This is a genomic window from Burkholderia gladioli (assembly GCF_000959725.1).
Taxonomy (GTDB): domain Bacteria; phylum Pseudomonadota; class Gammaproteobacteria; order Burkholderiales; family Burkholderiaceae; genus Burkholderia; species Burkholderia gladioli.
The window spans coordinates 3,568,796-3,586,946 of record NZ_CP009322.1; the positions used below are offsets into that span (position 1 = coordinate 3,568,796).

At 66.5% G+C, this 18,151-nt stretch carries 13 protein-coding genes; 7 read left to right on the top strand and 6 right to left on the bottom strand.

What is annotated here, in order from left to right; genetic code table 11:
* Nucleotides 1-181 precede the first annotated feature (181 nt).
* From BM43_RS15340 to BM43_RS15360, 5 genes are all read right to left on the bottom strand, one after another.
* A complete protein-coding gene (locus BM43_RS15340) occupies nucleotides 182-3,112 on the bottom strand; it encodes an ATP-binding protein (RefSeq protein WP_036054850.1) in 2,931 nt (976 codons plus the stop codon).
* A gap of 55 nt (nucleotides 3,113-3,167) precedes the next feature.
* Nucleotides 3,168-3,623, bottom strand: a complete 456-nt coding sequence (locus BM43_RS15345; protein WP_013689018.1) for a CesT family type III secretion system chaperone — start codon at nucleotides 3,621-3,623, stop codon at nucleotides 3,168-3,170.
* 120 nt (nucleotides 3,624-3,743) lie between these two features.
* Nucleotides 3,744-4,028 (bottom strand): hypothetical protein, encoded by a 285-nt coding sequence (locus BM43_RS15350; protein ID WP_172535078.1) that lies wholly within the window; start codon nucleotides 4,026-4,028, stop codon nucleotides 3,744-3,746.
* A gap of 171 nt (nucleotides 4,029-4,199) precedes the next feature.
* On the bottom strand, nucleotides 4,200-4,445 hold the full coding sequence (locus BM43_RS15355; protein WP_013689020.1) for a hypothetical protein: 246 nt from the start codon (nucleotides 4,443-4,445) through the stop codon (nucleotides 4,200-4,202).
* Between the two features lie 29 nt (nucleotides 4,446-4,474).
* Complete coding sequence (locus tag BM43_RS15360) at nucleotides 4,475-5,881, bottom strand: hypothetical protein (RefSeq protein WP_036054846.1); 1,407 nt, start codon at nucleotides 5,879-5,881, stop codon at nucleotides 4,475-4,477.
* 647 nt (nucleotides 5,882-6,528) lie between these two features.
* On the opposite strand from BM43_RS15360, the gene BM43_RS15365 reads away from it, so the two are divergent.
* Together BM43_RS15365 and BM43_RS15370 are read left to right on the top strand one after the other, a co-directional pair.
* The gene (locus tag BM43_RS15365) at nucleotides 6,529-7,719 is read left to right on the top strand and encodes an MFS transporter (protein WP_036054844.1); all 1,191 of its coding nucleotides are present in this window, start codon (nucleotides 6,529-6,531) and stop codon (nucleotides 7,717-7,719) included.
* 340 nt (nucleotides 7,720-8,059) lie between these two features.
* Nucleotides 8,060-9,613: a hypothetical protein gene (locus BM43_RS15370; RefSeq protein WP_036054842.1), complete on the top strand. Its 1,554-nt coding sequence runs from the start codon at nucleotides 8,060-8,062 to the stop codon at nucleotides 9,611-9,613.
* A 103-nt stretch (nucleotides 9,614-9,716) separates the two neighbouring features.
* Here the strand turns inward: BM43_RS15370 and BM43_RS15375 are convergent, their stop codons facing one another.
* Nucleotides 9,717-11,141 carry a class I SAM-dependent methyltransferase gene (locus BM43_RS15375; RefSeq protein ID WP_036054841.1) on the bottom strand — a complete coding sequence of 475 codons (1,425 nt, stop codon included), beginning with the start codon at nucleotides 11,139-11,141 and terminating at the stop codon, nucleotides 9,717-9,719.
* A gap of 546 nt (nucleotides 11,142-11,687) precedes the next feature.
* On the opposite strand from BM43_RS15375, the gene BM43_RS38905 reads away from it, so the two are divergent.
* The 5 genes from BM43_RS38905 (at nucleotide 11,688) to BM43_RS15395 (ending at nucleotide 18,131) form a co-directional block, all read left to right on the top strand.
* Complete coding sequence (locus BM43_RS38905) at nucleotides 11,688-13,355, top strand: HsdM family class I SAM-dependent methyltransferase (protein ID WP_080742109.1); 1,668 nt, start codon at nucleotides 11,688-11,690, stop codon at nucleotides 13,353-13,355.
* Nucleotides 13,345-14,373, top strand: a complete 1,029-nt coding sequence (locus tag BM43_RS38910) for a hypothetical protein (protein WP_080742110.1) — start codon at nucleotides 13,345-13,347, stop codon at nucleotides 14,371-14,373. Before BM43_RS38905 ends, BM43_RS38910 begins: the two co-directional genes overlap by 11 nt.
* A gap of 178 nt (nucleotides 14,374-14,551) precedes the next feature.
* On the top strand, nucleotides 14,552-15,043 hold the full coding sequence (locus BM43_RS15385; protein ID WP_025097476.1) for a MarR family winged helix-turn-helix transcriptional regulator: 492 nt from the start codon (nucleotides 14,552-14,554) through the stop codon (nucleotides 15,041-15,043).
* Between the two features lie 216 nt (nucleotides 15,044-15,259).
* Nucleotides 15,260-16,090, top strand: coding sequence for a p-hydroxycinnamoyl CoA hydratase/lyase (locus BM43_RS15390; RefSeq protein WP_036032814.1), 831 nt, complete (start codon nucleotides 15,260-15,262; stop codon nucleotides 16,088-16,090).
* 151 nt (nucleotides 16,091-16,241) lie between these two features.
* On the top strand, nucleotides 16,242-18,131 hold the full coding sequence (locus BM43_RS15395) for a feruloyl-CoA synthase (RefSeq protein ID WP_036054837.1): 1,890 nt from the start codon (nucleotides 16,242-16,244) through the stop codon (nucleotides 18,129-18,131).
* Nucleotides 18,132-18,151 lie beyond the last annotated feature (20 nt).

An 18,151-nucleotide genomic window follows, 5' to 3' on the forward strand; every position in this document is an offset into this window, starting at 1 on the left:
CGCCCGTTGGCGCGAGGCTCGCATCTCGGTATGGAAGCCCATGGTAGGCGGCGTGGATGACAGCCATTAGTCACCGCGGCGGCACTGGCCGAAGCGATGTTGCGTGATCCGAAGTATCGCGTCCGCCGCGTCGATGCGAATGCGGATGTGGATGTCGATGCAGATGTGATGCGGCGGCCGATCAGCCGCCGGCGGTGCCGTCGAGCGCGTCGAGATCGGCGCGGATCCGCTCGACGATGCGATAGGCGCCCTGCTCGGTGGCGCAGCGCAGCGCCTGCAGGAAGCCGCGCCGCGTAACCTCGTGCGCCTCGCCGCGCGCGCGCGACAGCACGCCTTGCAGATGCAGCAGCCAGGGCATGGTCCAGCGCTCGCCGGTGCGATCGGCGCGGCGCACCGCCTGGGCGATGCCCTGCGCGAGCGTGTCGGCCAGCGCCGGCGTGGTGGCCACGGGGATCGCCGGCAGCAGGGTGGTGACGAAGGCCAGCTCGACCGGCGGCACGCGATGCGATTCGAAGCGGCGCGCGATCTCCTCCACCAGCGATAGCGCGGCCGAGGCGTCGCCCTGCCGGCTCAGCAGCCAGCGCTGCACGTCCAGCCCGGTGCGCAGCCAGCGGCGCGGCGCGGTCGAGCTGGCCAGTTCGACCAGCGCCGCGGCGTAGGCTTCGGCGCGCGGCGCGTCGTCGTCCACCACCGCCAGCGCGCAGGCATGGCGCAGCGCCACGCAGCAGGACAGCGGCTCGTTGTCGGTGGCGTTCAGCTCGGGAATCTCGCATTCTCGCGGCGTGCCGCCCACCAGCCATTGCACGGTCGACAGCGCCGCGCCGGCGATCAGGTGCAGCGACAGCCCATGCCGCGTGGCCAGCGCGCGCGCCTCGCGGATCACGTCGGGCAGCGCGACGTTGGGCCCGTCGGGCATGCCGCTGAGCAGCGGGATCGCCATGTGCAGGTCGCCGGTATAGGCGCGCAGCAGGCCCTCGATCAGCCGTGCGTTGTGCTGCGCGGCCGGCCAGTGCGCCGCGTCGGCGATCTCGGCGTACTTGCGCGCGAACTCGCGCGCGCGATCGGTTTCGCCGCGGATCTGGGCGCGGAAGAACAGGTGCAGCAGCGCGCGCAGCCGGGTGGAATTGTCGGCGCAGGCACTGGCGATCTCGTAGGCGCGCTGCCATTGCAGGGCCGCCTCGCCGGCGGCGTTGCGCTTGCAGGTCAGCGCGTTGGCGAGCGCCGCCGCCACGCGCATCTCGGGGCGGATCCGGCGCACCTCGCCGTCGTTGCCGCAGATCGCCACGCGCCGCGCCCAGCCGACGTATTCGTCGCCGAGCGCGAGCCGCACCCACAGCGGCGCGGAATGGTCGAGCAGGTCCGCGCCCAGTTCCGGCTTGCCGGTGTCGATCGCCCATTCGAGCGCGGCGCGCAGGTCGGCCAGGTCGTGGCGCACCGAAGGCGGCGCGAGGAACGGGCCGGCGCCGAAGCGGCGCGCCACGATGCGCGCGATCAGCGCCGCGTGCAGCGCGCCCGGCGTGGCGCGCTCGGGCGTGCGCGCCAGCGTGGCCAGCGCGAAGCGGCGCACCGAGGGCGGCAGTTGCAGGCGCAGCTCGCCGTCGCATTCCACGTCGTCGACCAGGCCCGCGCTGACCAGTTGGCGCAGCCGCCGGCGGGCCGCCTCGGCCGGCGTGTCGTCGAGGCCGATCGCGCGGTCGAAGGCGATCAGCAGCTCGATCGCCGCGCCTTCCTCGAAGGCGCCGTGGAACACGCCGAGCCGGCGCAGCGTGGTGCGCGTGCCGGGGTCGAGCCGGCCATGCACGAAATCGAGGCAGGCGAACTGCAGGTCCGCATGGGGCAACAGGCGCCGCCGCGAGCCCGAGCGTTGCGCGAGGAAGCGGTCCAGGTCGGTGGCGCAGGCCACGAACACCGAGCGCACGTCGCCGTTCGAGGCCAGCGCGGCGGCCAGGTCGGCCGCCATCAGCTCGACCGGATGCGGCATGCCGTCGAGGCTGGCGCAGATCGAGGCGGCGGCGGCCAGCGCATCGGCCGGCAGCCGCGCGGCGGGCGGCGTGCCGTCGCGGCGCTGGCGGCGCGCGAAGGCCGCGAAGAACAGCGCCAGCGCGTCGCTGTTGCCGGAATCGTAGGGCTGGTGCGTGTCGGCCGAGATGCCGAGCGGCGCCACCGCGATCGCGCGTTCGCCGCCCACCGCCAGCGGCGTGTCGCCCGTGGCGAGCACGTGCACGCCCTGGGTGGCGGCGGTGAGGTGCTCGATCACGCGCGCCACCGCGTGGCGTACCGGCGAGACGTGGTCGAGCACGACGAGCAAGCGCCGTTCCCGCAGGGTTTCGGCCAACTGGGCCGCGTCCAGCTCGCCGCCGCGCGTGTCGACGTCGAGCGCGTCGGCGATCGCGTGCACCACCCGATCGGGCGCCGACAGCGTCGCCAGCGGCACGTAGGCGACGCCATCCGGAAAGGACGGCGCCAGGCCGCGCGCGGCCTCGATCGCCAGACGCGTCTTGCCGATCCCGGCCGCGCCGGTCAGCGTGACGGCGCGCACCGCCGGCACCGTGGCCAGCAGCTCGGCCAGCTCGGCGTGGCGGCCGACGAAGGGGGTAGGGTCATGCGGCTGGGCGTGGGTGAGCGTGTCGCGCGCGCGCGGCGCGGCGGCTTCGGCATCGGCCTCGGGCAGCGCCATCAGCTCGTCGGGCGGCGCGGCATCGCGCGCCAGGCGCTCGCCGCCGTCGATATCGGGCCGCTCCACCACGCGCAGGTCGCCGGCGAAGCGGTAGCCGCGGCCCGGCACGGTCTCGATCAGGTCGCGGTCGTCGCCGAGCGCGCGGCGCAGGGCGGAAATCTGGGACTGGACGGTATTGGTGTCGACCTCGAGGCCCGGCCAGACCGCGTCGCGCAGCGTGGCCACCGGCACCGCGCGGCCGTTGGCGTCGATCAGCAGGATCAGGATCGCGAGCGGGCGCGCGCCGATCGCGACGATCTCGCCGTCGGCGATCAGCAGGCCCGCGTCGCGCAGCAGCCAGAAGCGGGAGAAGGCGATGGTGCGGCCGCCCGGGGTATCGGCCGGCGCCGGGACGCGGCGCCGGATGGGCGCGCGCGGAGAGACGGATTTCGACATCGGGGACTACGCGTGGCGCCAGACTCGGGTTGATCGGCCGAGCGGCGCCGGGCGGTCAAGCGCGCAACCAGACGTACTCCCCGGATGCGATGCCGTCGAACATGTCGTCACTCGATTCCATGATGTTGCGCCGCCAGTAGCGGCCGTGTTCCGCGTAATGGGCGAGCAGGTCCGCCAGTTCCGCGCCGTCCACGCCGCTGTCGAACGGGATGCGCAGTATCAGTACCACGTTCCCGGTATCCGTGTCGATCCCCATTTGCGCCTGATCCTGGGCGTAGACCAGCAGGTTCGCCTCCAGCATCAGTCGGAAGATCGTCAGGGTGCGGCCGGCGGTGACGGTTCCATAGTGGAAGTTCGCATACATCGCGTCGATATCGTTATCGAAATAATCGAGGCGTACGTCGAATCCTTCCACTTCGATGGCGCGCGTCTCCAGTACGTTCTGGACGTCGGGCAGGTCGATGACGGCGCACAGATCCTCGATCAGCCAGGTATATCGGTCGGAGCTCATGCGATGCGCTAACGGGTCGGGAAAATCGGGGATGAATCGAGAAAACAAAAAGAGGCGGCCGCCCGAAACCGGGCAGGGCCGCCGCGATGGCGCCGCGTGAGGCGACGCCGGTTGGCGCGATTAGCCGCCTTGCGATGCGCTTTTGACGTTGCTCGCGCCGCTTTTCATCACGTTGGCCAGCGATGCGGCCATGCTCTGCTGGAGCTGCATCTGCGCCGAAGCGAGCGTCATGCGGTTCATCTGGTCGCTGATCTTCTGCATCTGGTCTTCGGTCGACCCGGCATCGGCGCCGCCTGCTGCGGCGTTGGTGGCGCCGTTGAATGCATTGTTGGCGGCGCTACCGAAGGTGCTGGCGGCTCCGCCCAGGCTGCCGGCGGCGCCGAGCACGTTGCTGGCGGCGCCCATCGACCCACTGATATTCGGAAAAGGCATGGTGTACCTCGCGTGTCTAGGTTTGGTTGCGAAAACTACGGAACTGCCACTGCGGTTCATTGCCGGCCAGGCCCGGCCGGGCTTTTCGGCCCGGGCCGCGCGCGGCCGGCAGCGTTCGAGGACGGCGGGCCGCCCGCGAATCGGTTACGACGCGTTCGCGCGCTGCTCCTGCAGCTTCGCCAGTGCCCGCGAGGTCGCGAGGAAGCCGCGATAGAGCTTCGCGAGGTTGCTGCGGTCGAGTTCGTTGGTCGACGGCGTCGCGCCGATCTTCTCGGCGGTCGCGTCGAGCGCCGCGCGCAGTGCGTTGACGCGGTCCTGGCTGTCCGGCGCGTTGAGCAGCGTGCGGATCTCGTTGAAATCCTTGGCGTACGGGTCGAGCGGTTCGTACATGGTTGATCCCTTGGGGTGACGTGCCGGGCTCAGCCCGCGATCGGCGGAGCCGGCTGCCGGGACGGTGGTTCGGCCCGCTGCGCGAGCGCGGCGGGGCGGGTGGCCGATGCGGGCATCGGCGCATGGGTTCGGGCCGCGCGCGGCAGCTCGGCCGAGGCCGAGGGCAGCGGCACGAATTCGTCGGCCGTGTTGCGCGGGGCCGGGGCGCCCGGGGCGTTGGCCGCCTTGGCGGCCGCGTCCTTGCGCGAGGCGCCGGCCCGGGCCGGCTTGCCGGCGGCGGGCGTGGCCTGCGCGCTGGCTGCCGTGCCGGTGGCCGCGACCTTGGCCGGGGCGCTGACGCCGGTGTTCGCGTTGCTGCTGACGGTGCCGTTCGCGCCCGTCACGCCGCTGTCGGCCGCGCCGTTCGCGGCGGCATTGGCGGCGTTGTCGGCTGCCGCCGCCGCGTCGGCTGCCGAGGCGTCCTGCGGATCCGAGGCGTAGATGTGCTTCACGCCGTCGGGCGTCTGCGCGTACTGCACGCCGTCGGCCGAGATCATTTCCGAATAGGCCGTCGCGTCCGTCGAGGTGGCGTTGCTGGCCGATTCGGAGACGTCGGCGACGATGTCCTTCACGTTCGGGTCGAGATCGGCGCGCACGCGCGCGATCGCCGCGTCGAGCGCCATCTTGTTGCCGACCGAGCCCTTGATCACGAAGCGCCCGCCGCCGCCGTACTGCACGCGCGCGCCGGGCACGCCGAGCGAATCCTCGATGCTGCGCGCCACCTGGGGCGCGACGTCGTATTGCGGCGCGACCTGGGTGATCGTCAGGCGGCGCAGCAACTGGCGCACCGCCGAATCGTCGGCCGAGCTGGCCAGCATGCCCGTCACCACCACCGTGTCGCCCACCGCGTGCGCGTTCAGGCCGTCGATGCGGGCCGCCGCGAGCGCTTCCGTGACGCGGCGCGCGTTGTCGTCGGCGTTCGGCGGCAGGGCCGCGCGGCTCATCTGCACCGTCGAGAGCACCGAGACCGTCACGATCACCGCGCCCACGCCGAAGCAGGCCGCCGCGATGCCGAGGTAGCGGCGGCGCAGCGGCGAGGCCTTCGGCACCGGCTTGGCCAGCAGCGTCTGCAGCAGCTCGTAGTCCGACGGCCAGACGCCGGTTTCGTCGCCAACGCAGAGGATCGTGCCGTCGAACTGCATCGGCACGAAGTCGATCAGCAGGATGGTCTCGAGCGGGCCGCTGGTCGGGTTGCCGGCCGCCGCGCCCGCGTTGGCCGAGGCCACCGCCTGCGCCGACACCACGCCCGATTCGTCCACCGTCAGCCACAGATCCGCCCCGCGCCAGTCCGTCAGGCGTATGTCGGCCGCGTCGTCCGTGCCGATGCGGTGCGCGCCGGGCGCGAGCTGCAATTGCGCGCCTGCGTGGGTGCCGGTCAGAATCCGCAGCAGTTTCATGGGTCCGTCGAGTCTGGTCACAGCCTGAGCTTTCGTTCCGGCTAATGTAGGCGCTCGCTCGATAGCGGCGTGTGGCGGATGCGAAGCTAGAACGCGGTATGCGAACGCAGGGGAGGCGGCGCCGGGAGTGTGAAAAAGCGTGTCGTGAAGGTGGTTTTTACCGACGCCGAATTATTTTCGGGTTGGGAATGGGGGTAATGCCGAGGTGAGTCTCCGAGGCTCGGCGGGCGGCGCGGGCGGCGGGTGGGGAAGGCTTGTCGGGTGGGCGATTCGGCGGGATTTAAATCGTTATGCGCGACGGGTTGGTGGTGAATGCGAAGCGACGGCCGGTGGAAATCAGGAATGCTCGACGGGCTCATTGCCTCGAAACAAAGCCTGATGATGGGTGCCGATGCGAGATCGGGCGATACCGGTAGCTGGCTCGTTCGACGAATGGTCGGCCCATGTCGAATCCAGGGAGGTGGCGCGCGATTCCATGTGAATCGACCACCGGTTCCACTCGCTTGCACTCGCGAACTCTCTTCGTTACACTGCGCCGCAGACGAGGTTCAATCCACTTCCCGATCCTCGCGTAAGCGTTAACGTGAACCAACGCAAGTCATTGGGCTTGCTCTCCCGGCAGGCTCGATTGCGCAGGTTCACGCATCATGAAATCCGCTTACGTCAACGCGGCCGCATTGCGCCGTGGCTATCTTCTCCCCATCGGTATCGTCCTGGTTGGCGCCAATCTGCGCGCACCGATCACGTCGCTTGGCCCCGTTCTCGACCGGATTCAATCCGACCTGTCGCTCGGCGATTCCGCCGCCGGCCTGCTGGGTGCGCTGCCGCTTCTGGTTTTCGCCTTGCTGTCGCTCGTCGCGCCGGCGATCGCCAGGGCAATCGGCCTCGAACGCGGCATCGGTGCCGCGCTGGTCGCGATCCTGGTCGGCACCGTCGTGCGTTCCTGCCCGTTCGATGGTGCCGTCTGGCTCGGCATGCTGCTGTTGAGCGCCGGCATCGCCATCGGCAATGTCCTGCTGCCCGGGCTCGTCAAGCGCGAGTTCCCGGAGCGCTCCGCCTTCTACACCAGCCTCTACGCCGCGGCCATGGCCAGCGCGGCGGGCCTGTCCGCGGGCCTGGCGGTGCCCGTCGCGTCGCTGCCCGGCTCCAGTTGGCGCGTCGCCATCGGGATGAGCATCATCGTCACCGTGGCCGCGTTCGCGACGTGGCTGCCGCAACTGCGCTTCGAACACCGTCCCTCGGTGCGCAAGGAAAGCGCCGCCGGCTCGGTCTCGCCCTGGCGACACCCGATCGGCTGGCAGATTTCAGGCTTCTTCGCCTGCCATTCGTTCGTGTTCTATTCGCTCGTGACCTGGTACGCGTCGATTGGATTGGAGCGTGGCGAGTCCGCCGCTTCCACCGGGTTCGATCTGCTGCTTTACCAGGTGGTCGCGGTGGCGACGAGCCTGCTTTCGGCGCCTCTCATCAAGCGCATGAAGGATCAGCGTGCGATGGGCTACGTGTGCGGCGCGTCTCTGCTCGTCGGCGCGCTCGGGCTCTGGAGCGGTGCTCCCGTATCCGCCGCGTGGCTGGTTGTTGCCGGCCTCGGCGCCGGCTTCTCGATGACCACCAGCTTGTCGCTGTTCGCGCTGCGTACCCACCATCACGACCAGGCGGCCAGGCTGTCCAGCATGGCGCAGTTCATCGGATATTCCGGCTCGGCTGTCGGCCCGCTGCTGATGGGGGCCTTGCATGCCGCCACCGGTGCCTGGCGTGTCCCGTTGGCCGTGCTGATCGTCGTCAGTGCGTTGGTTGCCGTGTTCGCGGTTCTCGCGGGACGGCGGCGGTTCATCGATTGAAGGTGGACATCTCTCGTGAGAAGTTCGACGAGAGTGGCAGGGGATTCGGAGATCGATTCGGCCGGCGTCGTGCCGTCATCGCCGCTTCACGTCCATGACACGTTCATCCCCGATCGTGACCGCATCACGTCGGCCCACCTCGTCGAATTCGAGAGGCTGCACACGGAATAGATCCACGGCATCAAGCGTTCTTGAGTGCGACAGACACTCAAGACGATCTGGATGTACAACCGAGGGCGCCTTCGATGCATCGAGGGCCGAGATGTCTGTCGCAGCATTTTTCCCGTGCCGCACGACAAATTGAGAGCTGACAAGGTCGAATATGCAATCCAGACAGCGCATGGGGCTCCAGCCCCTACCTTTCACTTACGAGGAGTGGAAGAAAAAGACCGAACTGACGATCGGCCGCCGCGATTCCAGGCTGGTGGCGCTCGACTTGGCCATCAAGGCCTATGAGGTGGGCAAGTCGCCCGGCAATCTGCGCATCATCGAGAACGCGTTTTTCGCCTGGCGCCGCAGCAGCGGCATGGGCGACGAGTGGAAGCGGAATGCCCGCAACAAGAAGACGGAGTGCTTCTCCCTCCTGTATTCGTGGCTCTATTCGGTCGACCTGGACGTGCTGGCGGGATCGGCGCAGTTCATGGTGGACGACATGGCCAATGCGCGCGCCGGCATCCTCTGGTTCTTCTCCAAGCTCGAGTGCGAGCGCGGCAAGTTCCAGATCGTGACGGGCGGGGTGTTCGACATGTCGAATGCCGGGCTGACCTTCGGGGCGACCGAGGCCGGCAAGGAGGCCGGCAAGATCGTCACCGATGTCAGGAACATCAGCAGCACGGGGGTTCGCACCCAGGCGGAAAAGCTCGCCAAGAAGCTCGACGCGCTAGGGGCCGGCACCAAGGCGGCGGACCCGCCCTCGACGCAATTCACGGTCGATTCGGGGATCCTGTTCCATCGCTCTCCCGAGGTGCTGAGCAACGGCGAGATCGCGCTGTCCGACAAGATCTTCGGCGCCTTCAAGCAGGCCTGGACCGCGGCGGGAAATTTCATCGACGAGAACACCTTCAAGGATCTGCGGGCCCTGACCGATTTCCTGGTGAAGCGTTTTCTGTCGACAGTGGCCAACGCGACATACGGCGTGTCGATGAATCTCGCCACCGCCGTGAACACGCTCGTCGAGGCCGTGTTCCAGCGATACAAGGCATGGCAGAGCGGGCAGGACGTGCAGGTGGTCGACGGCACGCCGGCCACCATCGTGCATGCGCTGGAAACCAAGATGTCGGTGATCGCGGCGCAGAACCTGTACGCGACGCTGCGCTCGGGCGTGCAATTCGGTTTGCAGGTCGCCTCGCTGGGGGCGGCGCATGTGGTCAGCTTTGTCGTGTCGGCGGTGGAGGTGCTGATCAAGACGGCCTATCGCCTATATGAATTGCACCTGTTCCGGAAGTTCGTGGCCGAGGCGAAGGAGAAATTCCAGGGGCTCGCGGCACTGAAGATTCATCAGGACCCCATCGCATTCAATACATGGTTCAAGTACTACGCGACGCGGGTGCCGCTCATTTCGGCGCTGATCCTGAACAGCGGGGCGATCAACAAGATGCACCTGCTCAAGATGTTCGCGGGGCGCTGCGTGATCAACCAGTCGCAATACGATGCCGGGGTGAAGTATCTGGCCCGCCTGCACAACTGGAGCGCGAAGTACATCGAGGATTCGGGCTACAAGGTGTACAGCGCGGACGAGATCGCGAACCAGTGGGCGAAGCCGAGGAAGGATTTCGACTCGAACTACCTGAACAACCGGAAGTACCAGCTCTACAAGTTCGGGTCGGCGTTCCTGAGCGGTGGATCGAAGAACATCGTGACGGGCGTGGCGGGGGATGTGATTCCGGTGCTTTAGCCTGCGGCACGCTTGGCGACGGAGGTCGGTGGGGATATCGATGCACCCGGCATGGCGAAGCTGGCGGGCGCGTCTACTAGCAAGCTGTTGTCGGCAACGACCATCAACCGCCGCGCAGCACGCCCAGCCGTGCGAGCCGCTCGGGGCAAGCCACCGGTTTCCCCGCCAGCCAGGCGAGTGCCTGGGCGGCTTCCTCGCCGCTCACGGCAACGCCGTTGCCGAGCACCTCGCAAGGCACGAACACCGTCGCCGCGGGATTCTCGCCGCTGGCGAGCGCGGCTGCCGTGGCCGTGCTCGCGGCGCGGCGCGGGCCGCTCGGATCCGGGCCGCCGGGCCGCGCGAACGGGGTGAGCGAGCCACCCGCCACCAGGAACAGCAGGTTCTGCATGATCTCGCGCGCGTTGCGCTGCGCACCGCCGAGCCGCGCGACGATCTCGCCGATCGGCGAGGCGCCGCCCGCCAGCAAGGCGCGCAGATCGGCGATGAAGTCGGGCTGGAAACCGAGCGCGCCGCGTGGAATCGTCATGCGCGGCTCGATCTTCTCGAGCGCGCCCGAGCAGCCGATCGCCAGTTCGTCTAGATCACGCATCGCCTCGCCGGGCGAGCGACCCGCACGCGCGCCGCGCACGAAGACATCGCGCCGGAAGCGGCGGTTCACGGCGAAATCCTCACCCAGGTGCCGCAGCCGGGCATTCGGCAAGGCGGCGATCGCATCGGCGGCCGGGCGGTCCATCAGCAGCAGCGGATGGTTGTCGGCCAGCGTCGCGCTGCCCGCGTAGACCAGGCCCGCCTCGGCCATCTCGTCGACCACGTCGACCGAGTAATGCACGTCCCAGGTGCCGTTCAGGAACTCGTGCGCGAGATAGTCGAGCGGATCGTCGGCGAAGGCCGCGAGTGCCTTGGTGGCGGCGGGGTTGTCGCGAAAGTAGCGCAGGCTCGGGATGCCGAGCCGCTGCATGCCCGCCAGCGCGCTGCCGGTGCGGGTCCCGGTGCCGCCGTCGGCCGCCTGGGCGAGCTCGAGCATCAGCTTGCGCAGCGGCGCCTCGGCCGACCAGCCCGGCTGGCAGTTGTAGCTGAGGTAGACCAGCCCGCCATCGGCGAGGCGGCGATAGATCAGCCGCCGCAGCACGCGCCGGACCTCGGTGTCGACCCAGCTGTAGATGCCGTGCATCACGATGAAGTCGAAGGGCGGGAGCTCCGCCTCGAGCAGCGCCTCGAAGCTGGTCTGGTGGAACACCGTGTTGCTCACGCCGAGCCGGGCCGCGCGTCGCGAGGCCACCTCGATATGGGCCGGGTTGAAATCGCAGGCATGGAATTCCGCATGCGGGAAGGCCGCCGCGTTGATCACCGTCGAATGCGCGAAGCCGCAACCCAGGTCGAGATAGCGGAACGGTTGGCCGAGCGCCTTGGGACGCGCGCCGCCGATCACTCCGGCATAGTTCAGCCAGGCCGGCGACAGTTCGCGATGGAACCGGTCGGGGAAGGTCACGTCGCTGAGGTAACCGGAGGTGGGATCGGCTGCGGACATGGGGATGAAAGTGCGATTCGATTGCCAGCCGGAGGATGGGCCAGGCTGGGTGCCTGCGTGGCGCTAGCGATGCGGGGCGGGCGCGGGCCACCGACCTGGGCTGCGCTCGACACGAGGCCGTCCGGCTGCTTTGGGCGACAGGGCATGAGCTTAGCATGGGGGGGCCTCCTGACGTGCTCGCGAGTGCTTCGCGTCCGCTAATCCTGAGCTCGCCACGGGTATCTTGACCCCTCACCCACGATGGGCGGTGTGCTCGGTGCGGCTGTGCCGATCAGACGCAAGATAAAACTTCAATGCACTGTATTTTTGTACAGTGTCTCTGGCTACAATGACGGCTCGTGGGCAGGGGAAGCAACTGATGTCGCAGCGGATTGTCTGCCGGCCAGATATTCCAACCGTTTGCAGGAGTCTGGATGGCTGTGAGGCGGAACTTCCTCGCCTCGACGGTTGCTTTGCTGCCGAGCTAGAATGCGCCGTCCAGTACGCCGGGGTTGGCGCAGCCCCTCATCCATCAGGACTGGCGGCGCTGCTTTCCAGGATTTACAAATGACTCGCGGACACTCTTTGGATCTTTTTGATACGCCAGAACTTCGTAAAGAGCGGGGAGCCTTCTTTACTCCTGACGAAATTACTCGATTCGTCGTCAGTTGGGCCATCCGTACCTCCGATGACTCTGTGTTGGAGCCGTCCGCAGGTGATGCCGCGTTCCTTGTTGCCGCGGTCGATCGTCTTCGAACGTTGAATCCAGGGAAAAATTCGCGCCCCCTTGTTAGTGGTGTCGAGATTCACGCGCGTAGCGCCCAAATTGCTCGTGAACGCATTCTTGAGGCCGGAGGGAAATCGAAAATCTTGGACAGCGATTTTTTTGCCGTCCAGCCGACCCCGGTCTACGACGCTGTAATTGGCAATCCGCCCTATATTCGTTATCAAGATTTTTCAGGTGAGGCTCGCGCCCGATCTCGTGAGGCGGCTCTCCGAGGGGGGGTGTCCCTGACTGGTCTCGCTTCCAGTTGGGCCGCATTCACAGTCCATTCCGCAATGTTTTTGAAGCAAGGTGGACGACTTGGTCTCGTGCTGCCTGCCGAACTGCTCTCAGTAAACTATGCGGCCCCGGTGCGTCGTTTTCTCTTCAACCGTTTTCGTGACGTGGAACTTGTGCTTTTTGATGAGCAGGTGTTCCCTGAGGCCGAGGCGGATGTTGTCCTCCTGCTAGCCGATGGCTATCTTGAGGGCCCAGCGAATCACGCAACGATTCGTCAAGCAAAGAACGCCGCGGAACTCGCGACGCTTGGTGCGGGTCAGATTTGGCGTCCGGCCGATCCGGCCGCCAAGTGGACTAGTAGCCTCATTGATCCTAAAGCGATCGAGTCAGTGCATGAGCTGCAGCAACAGGGTCTTTTCACACATTTGGAATCGTGGGGAGATACCACTCTCGGAATTGTTACGGGCAACAATAAGTACTTCACGCTTTCACCGCAGCGCGTGAAGGAGTTGGGCTTGCATAGGAGTGAGTTGCTTCGTCTTTCGCCACCTGGCAGCTCGCATTTGCGTGGACTCTCGCTTTCCCGTGCCATGCTCACGAAGTTGGGTCGAGAAGGCCACGCTACGTACCTCTTTTATCCGCGCAATCCTCCGTCCTCGGAAGCAGCGGCATATATAGAAAATGGTCATCGCACTGGCGTCGATACAGCGTACAAATGCCGTGTTCGTAAGACTTGGTATCAAGTGCCACTGGTCCCTGCCGCTGATTTGTTGCTGACGTGCATGAATGCGGATACACCCCGGCTTACTGCAAATGATGCTGGCGCTCGCCACCTCAACTCAGTACATGGTGTTTATCTGAACGATCGGTATCGAGAGTTGGGGCGTGAACTTTTACCTCTTGCAAGTTTGAATTCGGTTACTCTATTGCACGCCGAGATAGTTGGCCGTGCTTATGGCGGGGGCATTCTAAAGATCGAGCCCAAGGAGGCCGACCTTTGGGCAATGCCTTCGCATGCATTGGTTTTGGCTCACGCAGATGCACTTCGCGACATCAAGCAACAAGTTGCTGATCTCCTAGCTTCAGGACGCCTGCTGAGTGCCGTTGAAATGGTCGATGAGGTTGTTCTGCAGGGACGTGGAGAATTGACCGCAACGAAAATCAAATATATTCGGCAAGCGAGATCGGAGCTTGCTCAACGCCGTACTGTGAGGGCAGCCAGTGGCCGCTAAGACATCTGCAAAAGCAAAAGCGTGGGTTCTTTTTGACAGAATCGTTGATCTTGCCGCTCCGGATGGGGTTCATAGTAATCCTTGGGTTAAGGGCTCAAACGGAGCGCTACGTTTTGAACCTGATTACGACACACTTACGCTATTGTTGGGCGTGCCTCTTTATTTGAAAGCGGAGACTCAATCAGGGGTGCCGGCTCTTGCTCTTGACGTATGGCTGAGCTATGAATTGCGACGAGCTGGATTTGGTAGAGACCAGACTTGGCCGCGGCCGGTGCACCCACGTATTCTTCCCGCCCCAGTCGCTGCATTGCTGAAGGAATTGCCCCGCAAGATGGGCGATGCCGTGGCGGAGCGCATTACTAATGCGGCATCTATTCGTGACGTCACCTCATCTAGTGCGTCAATCCTTGGGAAGAACTACCTCAAGCAGGTTGATGTCATTATTACCGACTGGGCTACAGGCCCTGAGTTACTGATTTCAACGAAACGCATGGATTCTTCCTACGGTAAGAACGCTCCGAATAGAATCGAGGAATCTTACGGGGATGCGAAGAATTTGAGGTTGAGGCATCCGCTTGCTGCTCTTGGTTTTGTGTTTGGACTGCGTTCTGACATTTTGCAAAAAGAGCCCCGTACTGCTGCGTGGCTTTTTGACTTGCTGGCTAAGCTTGGTCGCGAGGACGATGCGTACCACGCTACTAGTCTCGTCTTGATGGAATATGCTGACAGTGTCGAAATTCCAGATACGGGAGAGGAAAGGCATGCCGAAGGTGTCCCCGAGCTTGGGCTTGAATTAGACGGAGATGAAGATCTGCCGGAGTTCGTTGCGACGTCCGATGTTGATCGTGAAATCGCTCGATTGCCGAAGGTAACGATCCGTAAAGATGCGACACCAGACGACCTCACGCCCGGTCGTTTCCTTGCTGCAATGGTTACACGCGTCCTTGATACAACGCCTGTCAACATGCATGAGTATGCGCGAGAGCGTCGTGCTTCTGTGATTGCCGGTCAGTCTTGACAGGGCGTCGACGAACAAGCAGATGTCGAGCGGATGTTGATAAACAAATAAAGGTCGTGGTGCTAGCTGGCAACGTTCCAGCACATCAGTATGAACAAGGGGCAACGAGGCGTGCGTGGCTTGCCGGCCGGCACGCTACGGGCTGCTAGAATCACCGCCATTTCCTCCCTCCCGCGCCATGAAGTCCGCCCCCGCCCAGCCCGCGAATCCGAAATCCGCCGCCTCCACACCGGGCGACAAGCCGAAGGCCCGCGTATCGCAGCGTCTGACCTACGCGATCGGCGGGCTCGATCGGCTGCTGCGTCGCCACATGACCGACGCGCTCGCGCCGCTCGGCATCACGCTCGCGCAATACACGGCACTGTCGGTGCTCGAGGCGCGCGGCGCCCTGTCGAATGCGCAACTCGCCGACCGTTCCTTCATCACGCCGCAATCGGCCAACGAGGTGATGAGCGTGATGGCCGGCCGTGGCTTCGTCACACGCGAGGCCGATCCCTCGCACGGCCGCGTGATCCTGCTGAAGCTGACCGGCGAAGGCGCTGCGATGCTGCGCGAGTGCGAAGCCGTGCTGCGCCCGCTCGAGACGCGCATGCTCGGCGATGTCTCCGCCGATGATGCCGTGCACGTCCAGCGCGCGCTCGAACTGTTCGCGCGCAACCTGCGCGGCTGAGCCTGCCGCCGCATCGCGCGGCGTGACCCGCCTGTTCCCTATTCGCCGCCGCTGCTGCCGCGGCGCCTGATTGTTCCCTGCTTCCTGTCGTTTCGCTCCGGGTTTACACCGGCGCGCGTGCGGCTTGCAATATCAGGTAGCCTGATATTAAATTGAACCGTCCGCAGCAGGGGTGCTGCGTGCGTCATGGCATGAAAACGAACGACAGGAACATCTATGAGCAAGTACGACAAGCGCTGGCAGACCGTGGACGTGAAGGTGGAGGCCGGCATCGCCTGGGTCACCTTGAACCGCCCCGACAAGCGCAACGCGATGAGCCCGACGCTCAACCAGGAGATGCTGCAGGTCCTGGACGCGATCGAATTCGACGACGAGGCGAAGGTGCTGGTCCTCACCGGCGCCGGTGCCGCCTGGACGGCCGGGATGGACCTGAAGGAGTACTTCCGCGAGATCGACGGCGGGCCCGACGCGCTACAGGAAAAGGTGCGGCGCGACGCGTCGGAGTGGCAATGGCGCCGCCTGCGCATGTACGGCAAGCCGACCATCGCGATGGTCAACGGCTGGTGCTTCGGCGGGGGCTTCTCGCCGCTGGTCGCCTGCGATCTGGCGATCGCCGCGGAGGAGGCGGTATTCGGCCTGTCGGAGATCAACTGGGGCATCCCGCCCGGCAACCTGGTCAGCAAGGCGATGGCGGATACGGTCGGGCATCGTCGCGCGCTGCACTACATCATGACCGGCGATACTTTCACCGGCATCGAGGCGGCCGAGATGGGCCTGGTGAACAGCAGCGTGCCGCTCGCCGGGCTGCGCGAGGCGACCATCGCGCTGGCCGCGCGGCTGATCGACAAGAACCCGGTCGTGCTGCGCGCGGCCAAGCACGGCTTCAAGCGCTCGCGCGAGCTCACCTGGGAGCAGAACGAGGACTACCTGTACGCGAAGCTCGACCAGGCGCAACTGCGCGACCCGGAACATGGCCGCGAGCAGGGTCTCAAGCAGTTCCTCGACGACAAGGCGATCAAGCCGGGCCTGCAGGCCTACAAGCGCTGAAGCCGGCAAACGGGACAGACAAGGCAGGAGACGACATGACCGACAGACAAATGCTGATCGGCGAGACGAAGGCGCGCGCCGGCGCGTCGAACGCCGGATTCAGCGGGCCGGGGCGGGCCGCCATGCAGACCACGCCGTGCCACGGTCCGACATGAGCGACGCGACGATGAACCCATCGCAGCCCGCGCCGGCACGTGCCGACGACGGCGTGCGCTATCGCGCGGCGGCGGTCGCCGAAGGCGCCGCCGCGATGCGCCGCGCGCAAGACGGCAGCTGGTACCTGAGCGCGCGCGAGCCGCTCGGCGACTACCCCGCGCGCCTGAGCGACCGCCTGCTGAGCGGCGCGCAGGCGCATCCCGATCGGCTGCTGGCGGCGCGCCGCGGCGACGATGGCCGCTGGATCGGCATCAGCTACGCCCAGATGCTGGAGCGCTCGCGCGCGATCGGGCAGGGGCTGGTCGACCTCGGCCTGTCGGCGACGCGCCCGCTCGCCGTGTTGTCCGGCAACGATCTCGAGCATCTGCAACTGATGTTCGCGGCAATGCTGGCCGGCGTGCCGTATGCGCCGATCTCGCCGGCCTATTCGCTGGTCTCGACCGACTACGGCAAGCTGCGCCACACGCTGGGCGTGTTGCGGCCGGGCGCGGTGTTCGTCGCCGAGCGCGCCGGGTTCGCGCGCGCGCTCGACGCGGCAAAGCCGGCCGATGCGACGCTGATCGTGGCGCGCGATGCCGACGCCGCCGGCGATGCGCTGCCGCTCTCGCGCCTGCTGGCCACGGCGCCGCGCACCATCGACGCGATCCATGCCGCGATCGGCCCCGACCATCTCGCGAAGATCCTGTTCACCTCGGGTTCCACCCGGCAGCCGAAGGCCGTGCCCACCACGCATCGCATGCTGTGCAGCAACCAGCAGATGCTGCGCCAGACCATGCCCGAGCTCGGGCGCGAGCCGCCGGTGCTGGTCGACTGGCTGCCGTGGAATCACACCTTCGGCGGCAGCCACAACCTCGGCATCGCGCTGTACAACGGCGGCACGCTGTATATCGACGACGGCCGCCCGGTGCCCGGCCGTTTCGACGAAACCGTGCGCAACCTGCGCGAGATCGCGCCGACGATCTACTTCAACGTGCCGAAGGGCTGGGAGGAGCTGGCCACCGCGCTCGAAGGCGACGCGGCGCTGCGCGATTCGTTCTTCTCGCGCGTGAAGCTGTATTTCTTCGGCGGCGCGGGGCTCTCGCAAGCCGCCTGGGACCGGCTCGATCGCGTGACCGCCGCGCATTGCGGCGAGCGGATTCGCATCATGGCGGGCCTGGGCATGACGGAAACCTCGCCGTCCTGCCTGTTCACGACCGGGCCGCTGATGCGCTCCGGTTATATCGGGCTGCCCGCGCCCGGCTGCGACGTGAAGCTCGCGCCGAGCGGCGGCAAGCTCGAGCTGCGCTTCAAGGGGCCGAACGTGATGCGCGGTTATTGGCACGCCGAGGTCGATCCGCGCGAGGTGTTCGACGAGGAAGGCTATTACCGCAGCGGCGACGCGGCGGTGTTCGCCGATCCCGATCGGCCCGAACTCGGGCTGCAGTTCGACGGGCGGCTGACCGAGGATTTCAAGCTGAGCAGCGGCACCTTCGTCAGCGTCGGGCCGTTGCGCGCGAGGGCCGTGTCGAGCGGCGCGCCCTATGTGCAGGATGTGGTCGTGACCGGAATCAATCGCGACGATATCGGCCTGCTGGTGTTTCCGCGCCTCGATGCCTGCCGGGCGCTGGCCGGGCTCGCCGCCGACGCGCCGGCCGCCGAGGTGCTGCGCGCGCCGGCCGTGCGCGCGGCCTTCGCGGCCTGGCTCGCGGCGCTGAATCGGCAGGCGAGCGGCGGATCGACCTACGTGGCGCGCATCCGCTTGATGGATAGCCCGCCGTCGCTCGATCTCGGCGAGGTGACCGACAAGGGGTCGCTGAACCAGGCGGCCGTGCAGCAGCATCGCGCGGCGGCGATCGAGACGCTGTACGACCCGGCGCGCGACGATCCCCACGTGATTCGCGCCTGAGCGCGGTCCTGGACGGACAA

Excerpts from the sequence above, each read along its gene's own strand:
- BM43_RS15395 (WP_036054837.1), top strand. The coding sequence starts at position 16,242 with ATGAGCGACGCGACGATGAACCCATCGCAGCCCGCGCCGGCACGTGCC.
- BM43_RS15350 (WP_172535078.1), bottom strand. The coding sequence starts at position 4,028 with ATGGGCGCCGCCAGCAACGTGCTCGGCGCCGCCGGCAGCCTGGGCGGA.
- BM43_RS15340 (WP_036054850.1), bottom strand. The coding sequence starts at position 3,112 with ATGTCGAAATCCGTCTCTCCGCGCGCGCCCATCCGGCGCCGCGTCCCG.
- BM43_RS15375 (WP_036054841.1), bottom strand. The coding sequence starts at position 11,141 with ATGTCCGCAGCCGATCCCACCTCCGGTTACCTCAGCGACGTGACCTTC.
- BM43_RS15385 (WP_025097476.1), top strand. The coding sequence starts at position 14,552 with ATGAAGTCCGCCCCCGCCCAGCCCGCGAATCCGAAATCCGCCGCCTCC.
- BM43_RS15365 (WP_036054844.1), top strand. The coding sequence starts at position 6,529 with ATGAAATCCGCTTACGTCAACGCGGCCGCATTGCGCCGTGGCTATCTT.
- BM43_RS15370 (WP_036054842.1), top strand. The coding sequence starts at position 8,060 with ATGGGGCTCCAGCCCCTACCTTTCACTTACGAGGAGTGGAAGAAAAAG.
- BM43_RS15345 (WP_013689018.1), bottom strand. The coding sequence starts at position 3,623 with ATGAGCTCCGACCGATATACCTGGCTGATCGAGGATCTGTGCGCCGTC.
- BM43_RS38905 (WP_080742109.1), top strand. The coding sequence starts at position 11,688 with ATGACTCGCGGACACTCTTTGGATCTTTTTGATACGCCAGAACTTCGT.
- BM43_RS15355 (WP_013689020.1), bottom strand. The coding sequence starts at position 4,445 with ATGTACGAACCGCTCGACCCGTACGCCAAGGATTTCAACGAGATCCGC.
- BM43_RS15360 (WP_036054846.1), bottom strand. The coding sequence starts at position 5,881 with ATGAAACTGCTGCGGATTCTGACCGGCACCCACGCAGGCGCGCAATTG.
- BM43_RS15390 (WP_036032814.1), top strand. The coding sequence starts at position 15,260 with ATGAGCAAGTACGACAAGCGCTGGCAGACCGTGGACGTGAAGGTGGAG.